A 20,256-nucleotide genomic window follows, 5' to 3' on the forward strand; every position below is an offset into this window, starting at 1 on the left:
GAAGGGAGATGCACATGGCAAGTCCAATTTTACCGGGTTCCGGACTGGGTTCCGGCCTGGACATCGGCGCGATCGTGACCGCGCTGGTCAACGCCGACAAGTCTGCCAAGCAGACGCAGATCGATACCGCGACCAAAAGCAACAGCCTGAAGATTTCCGGCGTTGGTTCGCTGAAAAGTGCATTGGCGGCCTATCAGAAAGCGATGGGTGATCTGAACAAGGCAACAAGCCCGGCGTTTGCCGGTTTTACTGCAACCTCGGATGCGCCAACTGTCGTCGGTGCCACTTCGGATAAAACCGCCGTGCCGGGTACTTACAGCGTAGTCGTGAAAAACCTGGCCACCGGCTCGAAAGTTGCCAGTGCCGCCTTTGCCGGCGGGGCCGCCAGTGCCATTCCGAGTGGTACTCTGAAAATCAGTCAGAATGGCATTGATTACAATGTCGCGATTCCGGCCAATGCCACCTTGCAGTCCACGCGCGATGCGATCAACACCGCGCAGTCCAGCAATGGCATTTCCGCGAACATCGTGACTGACAGTACCGGCGCCTCGCGTCTGGTACTGAGCTCCAACAAGACGGGCGCCGGCATGGACCTGCAGGTCAGCGGTATCGCCGGTCTCGAGATCGATGGCACCCAGAAGATGGGTGACAGTCCTGCGGCAGGGGCATCCGGTGCGGTCGGTGATGTGGCCAAGGACGCTAGCCTGACCATCGACGGACTGGCCGTTACCAGCAAGACCAACACCGTTACCGGTGCGATCAGCGGCATGACGCTGAATCTGGTCACTGCGAGTCCCGTCGTGGGCGGCGTGCCAACGCCGGCTACTGTATCGGTTGCGACCAATACCGCCGGCATCCAGACATCGCTGCAATCGTTCATCGATTCCTATAACACCCTGAAGAAAACCATCGACACCTTGTCCAAGGCAACGCCGGATGCCGATGGCAATCTGACCGTTTCGGCGGCGTTCACTGGTGACGCTCTGCCGCGTTCGTTGATGGCGGACGTGCGCGCTCAGTTGACAGATCCAGGGGCGGGCGGAGCAGGCCAATTGTCCGTGCTTTCACAGATGGGTGTGTTGACTGACAGTAAAACCGGTTTGCTGACGCTCGATACTGCAGTGTTCAACAAGCGTATGGAAATCCCGGGCATGGCTGGCCAGGTTCAGCAGCTCTTCAGCGGCACCGATGCCAAGAATGGTCTGTTGGCGCGTATGACTGCGGCGGTTGATCCGTACGTCAAGACCGGTGGGCTGCTGGATCAGCGCAGCTCCAACCTGGCGAGTCTGACGAGCGGCTTGCAGAAGCAGCAGGCGGCGCTGGATCTGCGGGTTGCCAACCTGACGTCGACATTGACCGCCAAGTACAACGCCATGGACTTGCTGGTAGGGCAGATGAAGGCAACGGCGAGCAACATCACGTCGTTCTTCAGCTCGCTGAACGCTCAGCAGTCAGCGAAGTAACAGTCAGTAACGACAAAAACCCGGCTACGCTTTATCGGCGTGCGCCGGGTTTTTGTCTTTTGATCTAAAGTTTTCGGGCCGGTTGGCGATACACTGGTTATACGAGTCAACGTGGCAATGAGGTAGAACATGAACCCGATGTTAGCCCTTCGGCAGTACCAGAAAGTCGGCGCCCATGCGCAGACGTCCGAAGCGAGCCCGCACCGCCTGGTGCAAATGTTGATGGAAGGTGGCCTGGCCCGGATTGCGCAGGCCAAGGGCGCCATTGAGCGCAAGGATATTCCCGGCAAGTGCACGGCGATCAGCAAGGCCATCGGCATTGTCAGTGGCCTGCGTGAAGGTCTCGACCTTGAAAACAATGCAGAGGCACTGGCCGATCTGGATGGCCTGTACATCTACATGATGAAGCGCCTCGCCGAGGCGAACATCAGCAGCGATCCCCGTGTACTCGACGAAGTCGCCGGCCTGCTGACCACGGTCAAAGAAGGTTGGGACGCCATCGCGCCCGTGCCGGCTCCGCAGTTCTGAAGGAGATCACCATGAGTCTTGTATTGCAGCGAATTGCCGATACCCGTGAAGCGTTGGTCGGAGCATTGGCCGAACGAAACTGGGAAGCCATCGGCGAGCTGGATCTGGCTTGCCGTTCCTGCATGGAAGACGTCATGGCGGAAGCTTCGCTGGATGAAGTTGCGTTACGCGATAACCTTGAAGAGCTGCTATTCGTCTACAAAGAGCTTCTCGAGGTGGCAATGGGCGAGCGGCAGGCGATAGCCAACGAGATGTCGCAGATCACCCAAGCGCAAAAGGCTGCAAAGGTTTACCATCTGTTTGGTTGATTAACCGTCAGTTGAACCAGAGATGTGCGCCATAAATTTGACTGTGCACGGTTTTTTGACTTAACTAGTGGCTATTATCAGGTTTAGGGCGTCTACAGGCACAAGGTGTCCTGCAAGCGTCTCGCTTGCCCCATTTTTCGGGCATTGAGTTGACTAGGGAAGTTGCTATTGCATGTGGCGTGAAACCAAAATTCTGCTGATCGATGACGATAGCGTCCGCCGCCGCGACCTGGCGGTGATTCTAAATTTTCTTGGCGAAGAAAATTTACCCTGCGGCAGCCATGACTGGCAGCAGGCAGTCGGCTCTTTGTCGTCTAGTCGTGAAGTCATTTGCGTACTGATCGGGACCGTTAATGCTCCTGGCGCGCTTTTGGGCTTGCTAAAGACACTCGCAACCTGGGATGAGTTCCTTCCGGTTTTGTTAATGGGCGATAATTCTTCCGTTGACCTGCCTGAAGACCAGCGTCGCCGCGTGCTGTCGACCCTGGAAATGCCGCCCAGCTACAGCAAATTGCTCGATTCGCTGCATCGCGCCCAGGTCTATCGCGAAATGTACGACCAAGCCCGCGAGCGCGGCCGTCATCGCGAACCCAATCTTTTCCGCAGTCTTGTCGGCACCAGCCGTGCGATTCAGCACGTCCGGCAGATGATGCAGCAAGTGGCCGACACCGACGCCAGCGTGCTGATCCTCGGCGAGTCCGGCACCGGCAAGGAAGTGGTCGCGCGCAACCTGCACTACCACTCCAAACGCCGCGACGCGCCGTTCGTTCCGGTCAATTGCGGGGCGATCCCTGCAGAGCTGCTCGAAAGCGAACTGTTCGGCCACGAGAAGGGCGCTTTCACTGGCGCGATCACCAGCCGTGCCGGGCGCTTTGAGCTGGCCAACGGCGGCACGCTGTTCCTCGACGAAATCGGCGACATGCCGCTGCCGATGCAGGTCAAGCTGCTGCGCGTATTGCAAGAGCGCACCTTCGAACGCGTGGGCAGCAACAAGACCCAGAGCGTCGACGTGCGCATCATTGCCGCAACGCACAAGAATCTCGAAAGCATGATCGAGATCGGCTCGTTCCGCGAAGATCTCTACTATCGCCTGAACGTGTTCCCGATCGAGATGGCGCCGCTGCGTGAGCGCGTCGAAGACATCCCGCTGCTGATGAACGAACTGATCTCGCGCATGGAGCACGAGAAGCGCGGTTCGATCCGTTTCAACTCGGCGGCGATCATGTCGCTGTGCCGTCACGGCTGGCCGGGCAACGTCCGCGAACTCGCCAACCTGGTCGAGCGCATGGCGATCATGCACCCGTACGGGGTGATTGGCGTGGTCGAGTTGCCGAAGAAATTCCGCTACGTCGACGACGAAGACGAGCAGATGGTCGACAGCCTGCGCAGCGATCTGGAAGAACGCGTGGCCATCAACGGCCATACGCCGGACTTCAGCGCCAATGCACTGCTGCCGCCGGAAGGTCTCGACCTCAAAGACTACCTCGGGGGCCTGGAGCAGGGCCTGATTCAGCAAGCGCTGGACGACGCCAATGGCATTGTTGCCCGCGCCGCTGAGCGGCTGCGCATCCGTCGCACCACCCTGGTCGAGAAGATGCGCAAGTACGGCATGAGCCGTGCTGGAGGAGATGAACAGGCGGATGATTGACGCCTGTTTTTCAAGCGCTTCAATTATAAGCGGTTTTTTTTAGGCACGGGTATTGCTATAGCCCTCGCAACGTTCCGTTTCACTGACGGTCAGCCAAGCGAGAGAGCCCAATGCCCCAAGCCGCCCAGATCTCTTCTGCCTCCAATATCGTGGGGCAACCCTCGTCCGTAGAGCAGGCAAGTCGTCAGGGACTTGAGCAGGCCTTCCAGCTGTTCAACCAGATGTCGAGCCAGCTGACCGACTCCTACAGCCTGCTCGAAGCGCGGGTCACCGAGCTCAAGGGTGAGCTGGCCGTGGTCAGCGCCCAGCGCATGCAGGAACTGGCGGAAAAAGAACGCTTGGCCAATCGCCTGCAAAACCTCCTCGACCTGTTGCCCGGCGGTGTGATCGTCATTGACGGCCACGGTCTTGTGCGCGAAGCCAACCCGGCCGCCATCGATCTGCTCGGCTCGCCACTCGAAGGCGAACTCTGGCGCCATGTGATTGCACGCTGCTTCGCCCCGCGTGAAGACGACGGTCATGAAATCTCCTTGAAAAACGGTCGACGCCTGTCGATTTCCACCCGCTCGCTGGATGCCGAGCCGGGGCAGTTGGTGCTGCTCAACGACTTGACAGAAACCCGGCGCTTGCAGGATCAACTGGCACGGCACGAGCGTTTGTCCTCGCTGGGTCGGATGGTCGCGTCCTTGGCTCATCAGATTCGCACGCCGCTGTCCGCCGCTTTGCTCTACGCCAGTCATTTGACTGAACAGCAACTGCCAGTGGAAACCCAGCAACGCTTTGCCGGCCGCCTGAAAGAGCGTCTGCACGAACTCGAACATCAAGTGCGCGACATGCTGGTGTTCGCTCGCGGTGAATTGCCGCTGACCGACCGCATTACGCCCAATGCCTTGATGCAATCGCTGCAGGCAGCGGCGTTGACCCATGTGCAGGATCTGCCGATCCGCTGGCAGTGCGACAGCCATGCCGGTGAGCTGCTGTGCAACCGCGACACGCTGGTCGGCGCGCTGCTGAATCTGATTGAAAACGCCATTCAGGCCAGCGCTGGCGAAGCGCGCCTGAAAGTGCATTGCTACACCAGAGGCAACACCCTGCGTCTGTGTGTCAGCGACAGCGGCAGCGGCATTGAGCCGACAGTTTTGGCGCGCCTCGGCGAGCCTTTTTTTACTACCAAAGCCACCGGCACCGGCCTCGGCCTGACCGTGGTCAAAGCGGTGGCCCGTGCGCATCAGGGAGAATTGACCCTGCGTTCGCGAGCCGGGCGCGGCACTTGCGCGCAGGTCAGTCTGCCGCTGTTTTCCGCTGCACAAGGAGTTGAATAAACGTCATGGGCATCAAGGTGTTGCTGGTCGAGGATGACCGTTCGTTGCGCGAGGCGCTGGCCGATACGCTGCTGCTCGCCGGCCACGACTATCAAGCCGTCGGTAGCGCCGAAGAAGCGCTGACGGCCGTCGCGCAGCAAGCTTTCAGCCTGGTGGTCAGCGACGTCAACATGCCGGGCATGGACGGCCACCAATTGCTCGCGTTGCTGCGCGCACGCCAGCCGCAATTGCCGGTGCTATTGATGACCGCCCACGGCGCCGTCGAGCGTGCGGTCGATGCGATGCGCCAAGGCGCGGCGGATTATCTGGTCAAGCCGTTTGAGCCCAAGGCATTGCTCGATCTGGTGGCGCGGCATGCGCTGGGCTGCATTGATGCTGGCGAAGCGGAAGGCCCCGTCGCCGTTGAACCGGCCAGTGCGCAGTTGCTTGAGTTGGCCGCACGGGTTGCGCGCAGTGATTCGACTGTCCTCATCTCCGGCGAGTCCGGCACCGGTAAAGAAGTGCTGGCGCGCTACATTCACCAGCAATCGCGGCGGGCGAGCCAGCCATTTATCGCAATCAACTGCGCGGCGATTCCCGACAACATGCTCGAAGCAACACTGTTCGGCCATGAGAAGGGCTCGTTCACCGGCGCTATAGCCTCGCAGGCCGGCAAGTTCGAGCAGGCGGACGGCGGCACCATTCTGCTCGATGAAATTTCCGAAATGCCCCTGGGCCTGCAAGCCAAGTTGCTGCGCGTCCTGCAAGAGCGGGAAGTGGAGCGAGTGGGCGCGCGCAAGCCAATCAGTCTGGACATTCGCGTGGTCGCCACGACCAACCGTGATCTGGCCGGCGAAGTGGCGGCGGGGCGTTTTCGCGAAGACCTTTTTTACCGCTTGTCGGTTTTTCCCCTGGCCTGGCGTCCACTTCGCGAGCGCACTGCCGATATCCTGCCGCTGGCGGAAAAATTGTTGGCCAAACACGTCAATAAAATGAAGCACGCAGCAGCCAAGCTGTCCCCCGAAGCTCAAGCTTGCCTGACCGCGTACCCGTGGCCGGGCAACGTGCGGGAGCTGGACAACGCCATTCAGCGCGCGTTGATTCTGCAGCAGGGCGGTTTGATTCAGCCGCAGGATTTCTGCCTGAACGGTGCGGTGACATTTGCGCCATTGCCGGTCGCGGCATCGGTAAACCGCGAGGTGGAAATCGAGGCGGATTCCTCCGGCGCCCTGGGCGATGACCTGCGCCGCCGGGAGTTTCAAATGATCATCGATACCCTGCGCGCCGAGCGTGGCCGCCGCAAGGAAGCCGCCGAAAAACTCGGCATCAGCCCGCGCACCTTGCGCTACAAGCTGGCGCAAATGCGCGATGCCGGGATGGACGTCGAAGGTTATCTGTTCGCCACCTGACGAATGCGGCAAAACATTCCAGATGCATTTCTCGCGAGGGTGCCCATGAGCTGGCACCCTTGTTGCTAATACCTGTGTACCCGCCGAGTGAGTGTCAAAAAATTGCGGGCCGCCCAAGAGAGTAGACCATGAGCCAAGGTATTGAATTTAATCGGTTGATGATGGACATGCAGGCCATGAAAGTGGATGCCATGTCTGCGCGTAAATCGACTGCCGCTGTCCCTGAAATCGCGGGCAGCAGCTTTTCCGACATGCTCGGTCAGGCGATCAATAAAGTCAGCGATACCCAGCAGGCGTCGACTCAACTGGCCAATGCTTTCGAGATCGGCAAGAGCGGTGTCGACCTGACCGACGTGATGATCGCGTCGCAGAAAGCCAGCGTGTCGTTCCAGGCTCTGACCCAGGTGCGCAACAAGCTGGTCCAGGCTTACCAAGACATCATGCAGATGCCGGTTTAAGGGCGAAATAAGTCATGGCAGAAGCAGTCGCTGATAACGTTCCGGCCAAGGCCACCCCGATCGACGGCAAACCGCCGCTGTTCGGCCTGTCCTTTCTGGAAAACCTTTCCCAGATGACCGTGCTGCGTCAGGTCGGCCTGTTGGTCGGTCTGGCGGCGAGCGTGGCGATTGGCTTTGCCGTGGTGCTGTGGTCGCAGCAGCCGGATTACCGTCCACTGTACGGCAGCCTTGCCGGCATGGACGCCAAGCAGGTCATGGAAACCCTGGCCGCCGCTGACATTCCCTACAACGTAGAACCCAATTCCGGCGCCTTGCTGGTCAAGGCCGACGACCTGTCCCGTGCGCGGATGAAACTCGCTGCCGCTGGTGTCACTCCCAGCGACGGCAACATCGGTTTCGAAATCCTCGACAAGGAACAGGGTCTGGGCACCAGCCAGTTCATGGAAGCGACCCGTTATCGTCGCGGCCTCGAAGGCGAACTGGCGCGGACCATCTCCAGTTTGAACAACGTAAAGGGTGCTCGCGTGCACCTGGCCATTCCGAAGAGCTCGGTGTTCGTCCGTGACGAGCGCAAGCCGAGCGCTTCGGTACTGGTCGAGCTGTACAGCGGGCGTTCGCTGGAGCCGGGTCAGGTGGTGGCGATCATCAACCTGGTGGCGACTTCCGTGCCCGAGTTGAGCAAATCGCAGATCACCGTCGTCGATCAGAAGGGCAACCTGCTCTCCGATCAGGCGGAGAACTCGGAAATGACCATGGCCGGCAAGCAGTTCGATTACAGCCGCCGCATGGAAAGCATGCTCACCCAGCGCGTGCACAACATTCTGCAACCGGTACTGGGCAACGATCGCTACAAGGCTGAAGTCTCCGCCGACGTCGATTTCAGTGCCGTCGAATCGACCGCCGAGCAGTTCAACCCGGACCAACCGGCGTTGCGCAGCGAGCAGTCGGTCAATGAACAACGCACCGCCAGCAATGGTCCGCAAGGTGTGCCGGGTGCCCTGAGCAACCAGCCGCCGTCGCCTGCCTCGGCGCCGCAGACCACCGGTGGCACCGCCGCACCGGCCGGAATGATTCAGCCAGGTCAGCCACTGGTTGATGCCAACGGCCAGCAGATCATGGACCCGGCCACCGGCCAGCCGATGCTCGCGCCGTACCCGGCCGACAAGCGTCAACAATCGACCAAGAACTTCGAACTCGACCGTTCGATCAGCCACACCAAGCAGCAGCAGGGCCGTCTCAATCGCCTGTCGGTGTCGGTGGTGGTCGACGATCAGGTCAAGATCAACCCGGCCAACGGCGAAACCAGCCGTGCGCCGTGGAGCGCCGACGAATTGGCGCGCTTCACCCGTCTGGTGCAGGACGCGGTCGGTTTCGACGCCAGCCGTGGCGACAGCGTCAGCGTGATCAACATGCCGTTCTCCGCCGAGCGCGGCGAAGTGATTGCCGATATTCCGTTCTACTCCCAGCCATGGTTCTGGGACATCGTCAAACAAGTGCTGGGTGTGCTGTTCATCCTCGTACTGGTGTTTGGTGTGCTGCGTCCGGTGCTCAACAACATCACCGGCGGTGGCAAAGGCAAGGAGCTGGCCGGTCTGGGCAGCGACGTGGAACTCGGTGGCATGGGCGGCCTGGACGGCGAACTGGCCAACGACCGCGTGAGCCTCGGTGGTCCGCAGAGCATTCTGTTGCCGAGCCCGAGCGAGGGTTATGACGCACAACTGAATGCAATCAAGAGTCTGGTAGCTGAAGACCCGGGTCGCGTGGCTCAGGTCGTGAAAGAGTGGATTAACGCAGATGAGTGATAACCGAGCCGCCACCGTCAAACTGACCAAGGTCGACAAAGCCGCGATTCTGCTGCTGTCCCTGGGTTCGACCGATGCTGCGCAAGTGTTGCGCCATATGGGACCCAAAGAGGTTCAGCGCGTCGGCGTGGCCATGGCGCAGATGGGCAACGTCCATCGCGAACAGGTCGAGCAGGTGATGAGCGAGTTCGTCGACATCGTCGGCGATCAGACCAGCCTCGGCGTCGGTTCCGACGACTACGTACGCAAGATGCTCACCCAGGCCCTGGGCGAAGACAAGGCCAACGGCCTGATCGACCGCATCCTGCTCGGTGGCAACACCAGTGGCCTCGACAGCCTGAAATGGATGGAGCCGCGCGCAGTCGCTGACGTCATCCGTTACGAACACCCGCAGATTCAGGCGATCGTGGTCGCGTACCTCGACCCGGATCAGGCCGGTGAAGTGCTCGGCAACTTCGACCACAAAGTGCGTCTGGACATCATCCTGCGCGTCTCGTCGTTGAACACCGTGCAACCGGCCGCCTTGAAAGAACTCAACCAGATTCTCGAGAAACAGTTCTCCGGCAACTCGAACGCCTCGCGCACCACCCTGGGTGGCATCAAGCGTGCGGCCGACATCATGAACTTCCTCGACAGCTCGATCGAAGGCCAGCTCATGGACTCGATCCGCGAAGTCGACGAAGACCTGTCTGGTCAGATCGAAGACCTCATGTTCGTGTTCAACAACCTTGCCGACGTCGACGACCGTGGCATTCAGGCGCTGTTGCGCGAAGTCTCTTCCGATGTGCTGGTGCTGGCCCTCAAAGGCTCGGACGAGGGCGTCAAGGAAAAGATCTTCAAGAACATGTCCAAGCGTGCCGCCGAACTGTTGCGCGACGACCTCGAGGCGAAAGGCCCGGTGCGCGTCAGCGATGTCGAAACCGCGCAGAAGGAAATCCTCACCATTGCCCGTCGCATGGCCGAAGCCGGCGAGATCGTGCTGGGTGGCAAGGGCGGCGAGGAAATGATCTAAGCCCATGGATAAGCCTGACGAGTCTGTGACAGATCTGATCCGCGCCCGCGATGTTCGTGGTTTCGAATCCTGGGCGCTGCCCAGCTTCGACCCGCCGAAACCGGAACCCGAGCCGGAGCCGGAGCCCGAACCGCCCGAAATGGAAGAAGTGCCGCTGGAAGAAGTCCAGCCACTGACCCTGGAAGAACTCGAAAGCATCCGTCAGGAGGCTTACAACGAGGGCTTCGCCATTGGTGAAAAGGAAGGTTTTCACAGCACCACGCTGAAGGTGCGTCAGGAGGCTGAAACAGCGCTGGCGGCGAAAATCGCCAGCCTTGAGCTGCTGATGGCCAACCTGTTCGAACCGATCGCCGAGCAAGACACCCAGATTGAAAAGTCGCTGGTCGACCTCGTGCAGCACATCACCAAACAAGTGATCAAGCGCGAACTGGCCATCGACTCGACACAGATCGAACACGTCATGCGCGATGCCCTCAAGCTGTTGCCGCTGGGCGTGGAAAACGTGCGCCTGTACGTTAATCCGCAGGATTTCGCCCAGGTCAAAGCCCTGCGCGAACGCCACGAAGAAACCTGGCGCATCGTTGAAGACGAGTCGCTGTTGCCGGGCGGCTGCCGGGTTGAAACCGAGCACAGCCGCATCGACGCCAGCGTCGAATCGCGGGTGACCCAGGTCATGGCCAAACTGTTCGACCAATTGCATGAGCAGGCTCTGCATCCGGCAGCGCCTGACTTGAGTCTGGACATTCCCGAAGACACCCCAGCGGCTGTCGACTCTGACGAGCCGCGCGCGGACGCCAGCGATGCGCCTTGAACGCACCAGCTTCGCCAAGCGCCTGAGCACCTACGCCGAGGCCACCGAGATTGCCGGCGCGCCGATCCTTGAAGGTCGGCTGCTGCGCATGGTTGGCCTGACCCTCGAAGCCGAAGGCCTGCGCGCCGCCATGGGCACCCGCTGCATGGTGATCAATGACGACAGCTACCATCCGTCTCAGGTGGAAGCGGAAGTCATGGGTTTTTCCGGCAGCAAAGTCTTTCTGATGCCGGTCGGCAGCGTCGCCGGCATTGCCCCGGGCGCGCGCGTGGTGCCGCTGGCCGATACCGGCCGTTTGCCGATGGGCATGAGCATGCTCGGCCGTGTCCTCGACGGCGCCGGTCGCGCGCTGGACGGCAAGGGTGGGATGAAGGCCGAAGACTGGGTGCCGATGGACGGCCCGACCATCAACCCGCTCAACCGTGATCCGATCAGCGTACCGCTGGATGTCGGCATCCGTTGCATCAACGGTTTGCTGACGGTCGGCCGTGGCCAGCGTCTGGGTCTGTTCGCCGGTACCGGGGTCGGTAAATCGGTGCTGTTGGGCATGATGACCCGCTTCACCGAGGCCGACATCATCGTCGTCGGCCTGATCGGTGAGCGTGGCCGCGAAGTTAAGGAATTCATCGAGCACATCCTCGGTGAAGAGGGCCTCAAACGCTCGGTAGTGGTTGCCTCGCCAGCGGACGATGCACCGCTGATGCGTATGCGTGCCGCGATGTATTGCACGCGCATCGCCGAGTATTTCCGCGACAAGGGCAAGAACGTTCTGCTGCTGATGGACTCGCTGACCCGTTTCGCCCAGGCCCAGCGCGAAATCGCGCTGGCCATCGGCGAACCGCCAGCAACCAAGGGCTATCCGCCCTCGGTGTTCGCCAAACTGCCGAAACTGGTGGAGCGCGCCGGTAACGCGGAGAAGGGCGGCGGTTCGATCACGGCGTTCTACACCGTACTGTCCGAAGGCGATGACCAGCAGGACCCGATTGCCGACTCGGCGCGTGGCGTGCTCGACGGCCACATCGTCCTGTCGCGGCGCCTGGCCGAGGAAGGCCACTATCCGGCGATCGACATCGAAGCCTCGATCAGCCGGGTAATGCCAGCAGTGGTTTCGCCGGATCACATGCAGCGCGCGCAGTATTTCAAGCAGCTTTGGTCGCGCTATCAGCAGAGCCGTGATCTGATCAGCGTCGGTGCCTATGTGGCCGGTGGCGATCGCGAGACCGATCTGGCGATTTCCCTGCAACCGCAGTTGGTCAGGTATCAGCGCCAGGGCCTCAACGACAAAATCAATCTGGGTGAAAGCCAGGCCTATCTGGAAACCCTGTTCGCCCCTGCGGCGGGCGGGTAACCGGCCATGGCCGTCAGTCGCGCCGCGCGCCTGGCACCGGTGGTGGACATGGCCGAGAAGGCCGAGAAAGCCGCCGTGCAGCGCCTCGCCTACTTTCAGGGCCAGGTCAAAGTTGCCGAAAGCAAACTGGCCGACCTCAATGCCTTTCGTCTGGATTACTCGCAGCAGTGGATCGTGCGCGGCAGCACCGGCGTGACCGGGCAATGGCTGCTGGGTTTTCAGGGGTTTCTGGCGCAACTCGACACCGCCGTCGACCAGCAGCGGCAGAGCCTGGTCTGGCACCAGAACAAGCTCGACAAGGCGCGGGAGGAATGGCAACAGGCATTCGCCCGCGTCGAGGGCCTGCGCAAACTGGTGCAGCGCTATCGTGATGAAGCGCAACGCCTGGAAGACAAACGCGAGCAGAAGCTGCTCGATGAACTGTCGCAGCGTCTGCCACGGCGTGATGCCTTTTAAAGATCAAAAGATCGCAGCCTTCGGCAGCTCCTACAGGGGAATGCGTTTCAAATGTAGGCGCTGCCGAAGGCTGGGATCTTTTGATCTGCTTTTCCAGCCTTGCCCCAACCCTATCCAGGTGCTAAACCTTGTACAGGTTCGTCAATGACAAGGAAGCCAGTCAATGTCAGTCGTTACAGAAGTCTCTCCAGACCAGAAAAAGCTCACGATCGCCGTCAAAGGCCGGTTCGATTTCGGTCGCCATCAGGAGTTTCGCGAGTCGTATGAGCGGCTCCCACACAAACCCGAATCCATCGTGGTCGATCTCAAAGAGGCTACTTACCTCGACAGCTCCGCGCTGGGCATGCTGCTTCTGCTGCGTGATCACGCCGGTGGCGACGAGTCGGATATCCGCGTCGTCAACAGCAGCTCCGATGTGAAGAAAATCCTCGCGATTTCCAACTTCGACAAACTCTTCGACATCAGTTGACGCCCATGCAGGCGCAAGAGCCGCTGACTATTCTTATCGCCGAAGACAGTGCCGCCGACCGGCTGCTGCTGTCGACCATTGTCCGCCGTCAAGGTCATCAGGTGCTGACGGCGGCCAATGGTGCCGAGGCGGTCGAAACGTTCAAAGAACAGCAGCCTGATCTGGTATTGATGGACGCGCTGATGCCGGTGATGGACGGCTTCGAAGCGGCGCGGCAGATCAAGGCGCTGGCGGGTGAAGCGTTGGTGCCGATCATCTTCCTCACCTCGCTGACCGAGAGTGAAGCGCTGGCCCGTTGTCTGGAGGCTGGCGGTGACGATTTTCTGGCGAAGCCGTACAACCAGGTGATCCTTGCCGCCAAAATCAAGGCGATGGATCGCTTGCGTCGCCTTCAGGCCACGGTCCTGCAGCAGCGCGATCTGATCGCGAAACATCATGACTATCTACTGAACGAACAACGCGTGGCCAAAGCGGTGTTCGACAAGGTCGCGCATTCCGGGTGCCTGAGTGCGCCGAACATCCGTTACCTGCAATCGCCGTATGCGCTGTTCAACGGTGACTTGTTGCTGGCGGCGTACACGCCGGCTGGTGACATGCACGTCATGCTCGGCGATTTCACCGGGCATGGCTTGCCGGCAGCGGTGGGGGCGATGCCGCTGGCCGAAGTGTTTTATGGGATGACCGCCAAGGGCTATGGCCTGGCCGAAACCCTGCGCGAGATGAACGCCAAGCTCAAGCGCATCCTGCCGGTGGACATGTTCTGCTGCGCTACCTTGCTCAGTCTGAGTTTCCAGAGCCGTTCGGTGGAGGTGTGGAACGGCGGCATGCCCGACGGTTACTTGCATCGCATGGCCAGTGGCGAGCGCGTGCCCTTGCCGGCGCGGCATTTGCCCCTGGGGATTCTCAGCGCGCAAGCCTTCGATGACCGTACGGATGTGTATCCGATGGCCGTCGATGATCGAGTGTTTCTGTTATCGGACGGGGTTATCGATACCTGCGATGCCAATGACCAGTTGTTCGGCGTCGAACGCTTGCAGCAGGTGTTTGCGGCGAACCGTGAGCCGGATCGGTTATTCGAGGATATCGAGCAAGCGTTGCGCGATTTTCGTGGGCAGGCCCGTGATGATGTGAGCATGGTCGAAGTCAGTCTGCTCGAGTCGGCGCAGGCCCACGGCGCAGCGCCGGTGTATTCCGACAGCGGCCAGTCGTGCCCGCTGGACTGGTCGGCCAGTTTCGAGTTTCGCGGCGCCACGCTCAGGCGCTTCAATCCATTGCCGTTCCTCTTGCAGTTGCTGCTTGAGGTGCACGGCCTGCGCGCGCAAAGCGGGGCGCTGTACAGCGTGCTCGCCGAGTTGTATTCCAATGGGCTGGAGCATGGTGTGCTCGGGCTGGACTCGAGCCTCAAACGCGATGCGGCAGGTTTCGCCCGCTACTATGAAATGCGCGCGGCGCGGCTGGAGGCGCTGCAAGACGGTTTCGTGCGAGTGCATTTGCAGGTCCAGCCGCAAGGCGAGGGTGGGCGGCTGGTCATCCGCGTCGAGGATAGCGGCAAGGGGTTTGATGTGGCGCGGGTCATGGAAAGGCCCGTGGATAACGTCCGCTTGTCGGGACGCGGCATCGGTCTGGTCCGGCAACTGGGGCGCAACGCCAGTTGGTCGGACCAAGGTCGTAGTGCCAGCGTGGAGTTTTTCTGGGAGATTGAGGCATAATCCGCCCATTCTTGATCAAGGAGTGAGCAAGTGACAGACCCACATGTAAATCGCGAAGTCCTCGATACTTTGCGCGAGGTGATGGAGGACGGCTATACGGAATTGCTGGAGACTTTTCTGGCAGATTCGCAAAGCCGCCTGCACGAGTTGCAGGACAGCACCAGCGCCAAAGCGCTTTCCGATGTAGCGCATAGCTTCAAGGGCAGCGCCAGCAACATGGGCGCGGTTCGACTGGCCGAGTTGTGCCAGGACCTGGAGTCGAACGCGAAGGACAAAAGCCCGGAAGCGCTCGCTCAGCTAGTCGCCGATATCCATTCTGAATTCGCCGAAGTACGTCCGGTGTACGAAAGCGAAAAGCACCACGCCCACATCCACTGAAGCTGCCGTCCGGCGCTTTTCGCAAGTGTCTGGCCAAACTGGCCCGGCACTTGCAGTCAACTTGCTCAACTGTACCTACGATCCCAGTGCAGCGGAGACCGTGTCATGCCTGCGACCCCCAACATTCTTCTTCAGACCGCCGCTCAGGCCAAGGCGCAAGCCGCCGCTGCCAAATCGTCGGCAATGGCCGCAGACGCCGGGGACAAGGCCTCCAGCTTCGCCAAAGTGTTCGCCGATCAGGCGCCGGTCAAGCCCGCCGTGAGCGCTGACAATGCAGTCAAACCGGCACGCGACAAGGTCGCTGACAGCAGCGGCAAAAAGGATATCGGCAAAGATCAATCTGCCGCGCCCCAGCCAGCAGTTGCCGATAGCGGCAAAGCGTTGCCTGCCGACAAAGCGGCGGCGAGCGACGACCCGACTGCCACTGACGACGCCAGCAAAGAAACTGTAAATCCCCCTGTGGCCGATGCCGCGCCAGTAGACCCGGCCCTTGATCCGGCCTTGGCGCAAGTCGTTCAGCCGTTGGTGGCAGCGCCTGTGGTGCAAGCACCAACAGTCACCACGCCAGCCCAGCCGGAAACCGAAACGCCTGCACTGGCGGTCGTGTCGGGCATGGTCAAAGATCCGGCGGCCACCGACAGCGATTTCGATCCATCGGCCGACCCGCTCGACTCGATGCCGGCCGTGCGCATGGCGATGGAGCAGGGCGGGCATATTTCCGCCGCCAGCCAGGCGCAACCGAAAGCCACGCCTGCTCAAGCTCAGGCTGACGGTGAATTGACCGCCGCGCAGAACTTTGCCGCCGGCATGGCCAGCATGCTCGACGTGCAGGCCGACAAGGACAGCACCAGTCAGGGCGGCGAACAAGCTTTCAGCGGGCTGATCGACGATGGTCTGAAGGATCTGAAATCGGCTACCAGCGACACCCGCGTCGATGACTTCGCCAACCGTCTGGCGGCACTGACCCAGGCCGCTACGCCGAAAACCGCCAATGCGCTGCCGGTGAATCAGCCGATCGCCATGCACCAGAGCGGCTGGACCGAAGAAGTGGTCAACCGCGTCATGTACCTGTCCAGCGTCAACCTCAAAGCTGCCGACATTCAGTTGCAGCCGGCGGAGCTTGGGCGTCTGGATATCCGCGTGAACATGGTTCCCGATCAGCAGACCCAGGTCACCTTCATGAGCGCGCACCCGAGCGTGCGTGAAGCGCTCGACAGCCAGATGCACCGCCTGCGCGACATGTTCAACCAGCAGGGCATGGGCCAGGTGGATGTCAATGTCGCCGACCAGAACCGTGGCTGGCAGGGTCAGCAAGGTCAGGAACAGGCGCAGCAGGGCCAGAGTGGCCGGACCAGCGCTGCGGGTGGCCGCTTGGATTCGGCGGATGAGGAATTGGCACCAGCTACTGTCGCTGAAGTGGCGGCGCAGACTACCAGCGTGATTGGCACCAGCGCGGTCGACTACTACGCCTGACGGTTGCGGTGACCCAAAAAGATCGCAGCCTTCGGCAACTCCTACAGGGTGTACACCGGCCACTGTAGGAGCTGCCGAAGGCTGCGATCTTTTGCTTTTGTGTTTGTGGCAATTTCCTCAATCAGGTACTCCGACACTTCTGGCATAACACTTGCTCTTGCCTTGCCGTGCGACTGTGAAACCCCCGATTAGTGACGGATTATTGGCATGGCGAAGAGCGAAGCTGCAGCAGTAAAAGACCCCGCAACCAAAGGCAAACTCAAGCTGATCATCGTGATCGTGCTGGCGTTGCTGGTGGCCATTGGTGCATCCGTCGGGGCGACCTGGTTCTTCATGCACGGCGCGCAAAGCAAGCCTGCCGAGGCCGCTGAAGCAGCGCCGGTCGGCAAGCAGGCGGCGATTTTCGAGCCGATGGCGCCGGCCTTCGTTGCCAATTACAACCAGAACGGCCGTCAGCGCTACATGCAGGTGAGCATCACCATGCTGGCGCGTAATCAGGCCGATCTGGACGCGCTCAAAGTGCACATGCCGGTTATCCGCAACAACCTGGTAATGCTCTTCTCCGGTCAGGATTTCGCCACACTGGCGACCCCGGTCGGCCAGGAGATGTTGCGCCAGAAGGCCACCGCCAGCGTTCAGGAAGTGGCGCAGAAAGAACTGGGCAAAGTGGTCATCGAACAGTTGCTTTTCACTAATTTCGTACTGCAGTAGGAACACGACATGGCCGTGCAGGATCTGCTGTCCCAGGATGAAATCGATGCGCTGCTGCATGGCGTCGATGATGGTCTGGTACAGACCGATAATGCTGCCGAACCCGGCAGTGTCAAAAGCTACGACCTGACCAGTCAGGATCGCATCGTCCGTGGACGCATGCCGACGCTGGAAATGATCAACGAGCGCTTTGCCCGCTACACCCGCATCAGCATGTTCAACATGCTGCGCCGCTCGGCGGACGTGGCTGTCGGTGGCGTGCAGGTGATGAAGTTCGGCGAATACGTGCACTCGCTGTACGTGCCGACCAGCCTCAACCTGGTCAAGATCAAACCGCTGCGCGGCACCGCGCTGTTCATCCTCGACGCCAAACTGGTGTTCAAGCTGGTGGACAACTTCTTCGGTGGTGACGGCCGTCACGCCAAGATCGAAGGGCGTGAGTTCACCCCGACCGAGTTGCGCGTAGTGCGCATGGTGCTCGAGCAGGCTTTCGTCGATCTGAAAGAAGCCTGGCAGGCGATCATGGAAGTCAATTTCGAGTACATCAACTCGGAAGTAAACCCGGCCATGGCCAACATCGTCGGCCCGAGCGAAGCGATTGTAGTCTCCACCTTCCACATTGAACTCGATGGCGGTGGCGGCGATCTGCACGTGACCATGCCGTACTCGATGATCGAGCCAGTGCGCGAGATGCTCGACGCCGGTTTCCAGTCCGACCTCGACGATCAGGACGAGCGCTGGGTCAACGCGCTGCGCCAGGACGTACTCGATGTCGACGTGCCGATCGGCGCCACCGTGGCCCGCCGCCAGTTGAAGCTGCGCGACATCCTGCACATGCAACCGGGGGATGTGATCCCGGTCGAGATGCCGGAAGACATGATCATGCGCGCCAACGGCGTGCCGGCCTTCAAGGTCAAGATGGGCTCGCACAAAGGCAACCTCGCGTTGCAGGTGATCGAGCCGATCGAGCGTCGCTGAGGCGGCGCTTTTCACCCCCGTATTTAACCGAATTGTTGCCCGCCGAGGACACATGATGAACGACGATATGAACGCGCAGGACGACCAGGCACTGGCCGATGAATGGGCTGCGGCCCTGGAAGAAACCGGTGACGCCGGCCAGGCTGACATCGATGCACTGCTGGCCGCCGACGCCGGCACTTCCAGCTCCAACCGTCTGCCGATGGAAGAGTTCGGCAGCGTGCCGAAGAACAATGATCCGGTGACCCTCAACGGTCCGAACCTGGACGTGATCCTCGACATCCCGGTGTCGATCTCGATGGAAGTCGGCAGTACCGACATCAACATCCGCAACCTGCTGCAACTCAACCAGGGTTCGGTGATCGAGCTTGATCGTCTGGCCGGTGAGCCGCTCGACGTGCTGGTCAACGGCACCTTGATCGCCCACGGCGAAGTAGTGGTGGTCAACGAGAAATTCGGCATCCGCCTGACTGACGTGATCAGCCCAAGCGAACGCATCAAGAAGCTGCGCTGAGTGAAAAGGTTTCTCTGGGTGCTGCTGGCATGGCCGTTGAGCGTGCTGGCTGCCGAGCCGAGCGCAACCAATGCCGCGCCTGCCGCCACTGCGCCAATGGTCAACAGCGGCGTGGCCGGTCAGTTGACGCAACTGGTGTTCGGTTTGCTGCTGGTGCTGGGTTTGATCTTCTTCCTCGCCTGGCTGTTGCGCCGCGTGCAGCAGGCGGGGCCAGCGGGCAAGGGCCAGGTAATCGAGCTGATCGGCTCACGCGCGCTTGGTCCGCGTGACCGCTTGATGCTGGTGCAGGTCGGCAACGAGCAGATTCTGCTCGGCCTCAGCCCCGGCACCATCACCGCGCTGCACGTGCTCAAAGAGCCGGTCGAAGTCCCCACCGCCAGTGAAAAAGCGACGCCGGAATTTGCTCAGCATCTGCTGAAGATTCTTGGCAAGGACCAAAAGGATACGAAGTAATGGGTGCGCTCCGCATCGTCTTGACGCTGGTCCTGTTGCTGGCCGCGCCGCTGGCGTTCGCCGCCGATCCGTTGTCTATCCCGGCGATCACGCTGGGCACCAATGCCGACGGCGCGCAGGAATATTCGGTCAGTCTGCAGATCCTGCTGATCATGACCGCGCTGAGCTTTATTCCAGCGGCGGTCATCCTGATGACCAGCTTCACGCGGATCATCATCGTCTTCTCGATCCTGCGTCAGGCCCTCGGCCTGCAACAGACGCCGTCGAACCAGATCCTCACCGGCATGGCGCTGTTCCTGACGCTGTTCATCATGGCGCCGGTGTTCGACCGGGTGAACAACGACGCGCTGCAACCGTATCTGGCTGAAACCCTCACCGCCCAGCAAGCGGTGGAAAAGGCCCAGGTGCCGATCAAGGACTTCATGCTCGCGCAGACTCGCACCAGCGATCTGGAGCTGTTCATGCGCTTGTCCAAGCGCACCGACATTGCCAGCCCGGATCAGGCGCCGCTGACCATTCTGGTGCCGGCGTTCGTGACTTCCGAGCTTAAAACCGCCTTCCAGATCGGCTTCATGATCTTCATTCCGTTCCTGATCATCGACCTCGTCGTGGCGAGCGTGCTGATGGCCATGGGTATGATGATGCTCTCGCCGCTGATCATCTCGCTGCCGTTCAAGATCATGCTGTTCGTGCTGGTCGATGGCTGGGCGCTGATCATCGGTACTCTGGCCAGCAGTTTTGGAGGTGTTTCGCCATGACGCCGGAAGTCGCGGTCGATATCTTTCGTGAAGCCCTGTGGCTGACCACCATGATGGTTGCCATCCTGGTGGTGCCGAGCCTTCTGGTCGGCCTGCTGGTGTCGATGTTCCAGGCTGCCACGCAGATCAACGAACAGACCCTGAGCTTCCTGCCGCGTCTTCTGGTGATGCTGGTGACCCTGATCATCGGCGGTCCGTGGATCGTGCAGACGTTCATGGAATACATCATCCAGCTGTACAAAAACATTCCGATGGTCATCGGCTAAGCC

General features: G+C 60.7%; 22 protein-coding genes. All 22 read left to right on the forward strand.

Features of this window, described 5'->3' with window-relative positions:
* Positions 1-14 precede the first annotated feature (14 nt).
* The 22 genes from fliD (at position 15) to fliQ (ending at position 20,253) form a co-directional block, all read left to right on the forward strand.
* Positions 15-1,463: a flagellar filament capping protein FliD gene (gene fliD, locus FEE99_RS12395; RefSeq protein ID WP_041479012.1), complete on the forward strand. Its 1,449-nt coding sequence runs from the start codon at positions 15-17 to the stop codon at positions 1,461-1,463.
* A 129-nt stretch (positions 1,464-1,592) separates the two neighbouring features.
* Positions 1,593-1,991: a flagellar export chaperone FliS gene (gene fliS / locus FEE99_RS12400; protein ID WP_041479013.1), complete on the forward strand. Its 399-nt coding sequence runs from the start codon at positions 1,593-1,595 to the stop codon at positions 1,989-1,991.
* An 11-nt stretch (positions 1,992-2,002) separates the two neighbouring features.
* Complete coding sequence (locus FEE99_RS12405; protein ID WP_016771085.1) at positions 2,003-2,299, forward strand: hypothetical protein; 297 nt, start codon at positions 2,003-2,005, stop codon at positions 2,297-2,299.
* A gap of 172 nt (positions 2,300-2,471) precedes the next feature.
* Complete coding sequence (locus tag FEE99_RS12410) at positions 2,472-3,947, forward strand: sigma-54 dependent transcriptional regulator (protein ID WP_041479014.1); 1,476 nt, start codon at positions 2,472-2,474, stop codon at positions 3,945-3,947.
* A gap of 110 nt (positions 3,948-4,057) precedes the next feature.
* Entirely contained in the window at positions 4,058-5,269 is a 1,212-nt protein-coding gene (locus FEE99_RS12415) for a sensor histidine kinase (RefSeq protein ID WP_041479015.1), read from the forward strand.
* A 5-nt stretch (positions 5,270-5,274) separates the two neighbouring features.
* Positions 5,275-6,657, forward strand: a complete 1,383-nt coding sequence (locus FEE99_RS12420) for a sigma-54-dependent transcriptional regulator (protein WP_041479016.1) — start codon at positions 5,275-5,277, stop codon at positions 6,655-6,657.
* Between the two features lie 128 nt (positions 6,658-6,785).
* Positions 6,786-7,115: a flagellar hook-basal body complex protein FliE gene (gene fliE / locus FEE99_RS12425; protein ID WP_016771081.1), complete on the forward strand. Its 330-nt coding sequence runs from the start codon at positions 6,786-6,788 to the stop codon at positions 7,113-7,115.
* A 14-nt stretch (positions 7,116-7,129) separates the two neighbouring features.
* Complete coding sequence (fliF, locus tag FEE99_RS12430; protein ID WP_041479017.1) at positions 7,130-8,917, forward strand: flagellar basal-body MS-ring/collar protein FliF; 1,788 nt, start codon at positions 7,130-7,132, stop codon at positions 8,915-8,917.
* Entirely contained in the window at positions 8,910-9,929 is a 1,020-nt protein-coding gene (gene fliG, locus FEE99_RS12435; protein WP_016771079.1) for a flagellar motor switch protein FliG, read from the forward strand. The genes fliF and fliG overlap by 8 nt, the downstream gene beginning before the upstream one ends.
* Positions 9,930-9,933: 4 nt before the next feature.
* Complete coding sequence (gene fliH, locus FEE99_RS12440) at positions 9,934-10,740, forward strand: flagellar assembly protein FliH (RefSeq protein WP_041479018.1); 807 nt, start codon at positions 9,934-9,936, stop codon at positions 10,738-10,740.
* Positions 10,730-12,088 carry a flagellar protein export ATPase FliI gene (fliI, locus tag FEE99_RS12445; RefSeq protein ID WP_016771077.1) on the forward strand — a complete coding sequence of 453 codons (1,359 nt, stop codon included), beginning with the start codon at positions 10,730-10,732 and terminating at the stop codon, positions 12,086-12,088. Before fliH ends, fliI begins: the two co-directional genes overlap by 11 nt.
* Before the next feature lie 6 nt (positions 12,089-12,094).
* The gene (gene fliJ, locus FEE99_RS12450; RefSeq protein WP_016771076.1) at positions 12,095-12,544 is read left to right on the forward strand and encodes a flagellar export protein FliJ; all 450 of its coding nucleotides are present in this window, start codon (positions 12,095-12,097) and stop codon (positions 12,542-12,544) included.
* Between the two features lie 163 nt (positions 12,545-12,707).
* A complete protein-coding gene (locus tag FEE99_RS12455; RefSeq protein ID WP_016771075.1) occupies positions 12,708-13,013 on the forward strand; it encodes an STAS domain-containing protein in 306 nt (101 codons plus the stop codon).
* Between the two features lie 5 nt (positions 13,014-13,018).
* Complete coding sequence (locus tag FEE99_RS12460; RefSeq protein ID WP_041479019.1) at positions 13,019-14,722, forward strand: ATP-binding SpoIIE family protein phosphatase; 1,704 nt, start codon at positions 13,019-13,021, stop codon at positions 14,720-14,722.
* 30 nt (positions 14,723-14,752) lie between these two features.
* Positions 14,753-15,100 carry an Hpt domain-containing protein gene (locus FEE99_RS12465; RefSeq protein ID WP_041479021.1) on the forward strand — a complete coding sequence of 116 codons (348 nt, stop codon included), beginning with the start codon at positions 14,753-14,755 and terminating at the stop codon, positions 15,098-15,100.
* A gap of 105 nt (positions 15,101-15,205) precedes the next feature.
* Positions 15,206-16,573 (forward strand): flagellar hook-length control protein FliK, encoded by a 1,368-nt coding sequence (locus tag FEE99_RS12470; protein WP_041479023.1) that lies wholly within the window; start codon positions 15,206-15,208, stop codon positions 16,571-16,573.
* A 207-nt stretch (positions 16,574-16,780) separates the two neighbouring features.
* Positions 16,781-17,284: a flagellar basal body-associated protein FliL gene (fliL, locus tag FEE99_RS12475; protein ID WP_016771071.1), complete on the forward strand. Its 504-nt coding sequence runs from the start codon at positions 16,781-16,783 to the stop codon at positions 17,282-17,284.
* 9 nt (positions 17,285-17,293) lie between these two features.
* Entirely contained in the window at positions 17,294-18,262 is a 969-nt protein-coding gene (fliM, locus tag FEE99_RS12480) for a flagellar motor switch protein FliM (protein WP_003222890.1), read from the forward strand.
* Between the two features lie 55 nt (positions 18,263-18,317).
* On the forward strand, positions 18,318-18,776 hold the full coding sequence (fliN, locus tag FEE99_RS12485) for a flagellar motor switch protein FliN (protein WP_143979048.1): 459 nt from the start codon (positions 18,318-18,320) through the stop codon (positions 18,774-18,776).
* Complete coding sequence (gene fliO / locus FEE99_RS12490) at positions 18,777-19,229, forward strand: flagellar biosynthetic protein FliO (RefSeq protein ID WP_041479025.1); 453 nt, start codon at positions 18,777-18,779, stop codon at positions 19,227-19,229. It abuts the gene before it with no gap.
* Positions 19,229-19,987, forward strand: a complete 759-nt coding sequence (fliP, locus tag FEE99_RS12495) for a flagellar type III secretion system pore protein FliP (protein ID WP_016771068.1) — start codon at positions 19,229-19,231, stop codon at positions 19,985-19,987. The genes fliO and fliP overlap by 1 nt, the downstream gene beginning before the upstream one ends.
* The gene (gene fliQ / locus FEE99_RS12500; RefSeq protein ID WP_016771067.1) at positions 19,984-20,253 is read left to right on the forward strand and encodes a flagellar biosynthesis protein FliQ; all 270 of its coding nucleotides are present in this window, start codon (positions 19,984-19,986) and stop codon (positions 20,251-20,253) included. Before fliP ends, fliQ begins: the two co-directional genes overlap by 4 nt.
* Positions 20,254-20,256 lie beyond the last annotated feature (3 nt).

This window comes from Pseudomonas sp. ef1, from assembly GCF_007293365.2.
Lineage (GTDB): Bacteria > Pseudomonadota > Gammaproteobacteria > Pseudomonadales > Pseudomonadaceae > Aquipseudomonas > Aquipseudomonas siliginis.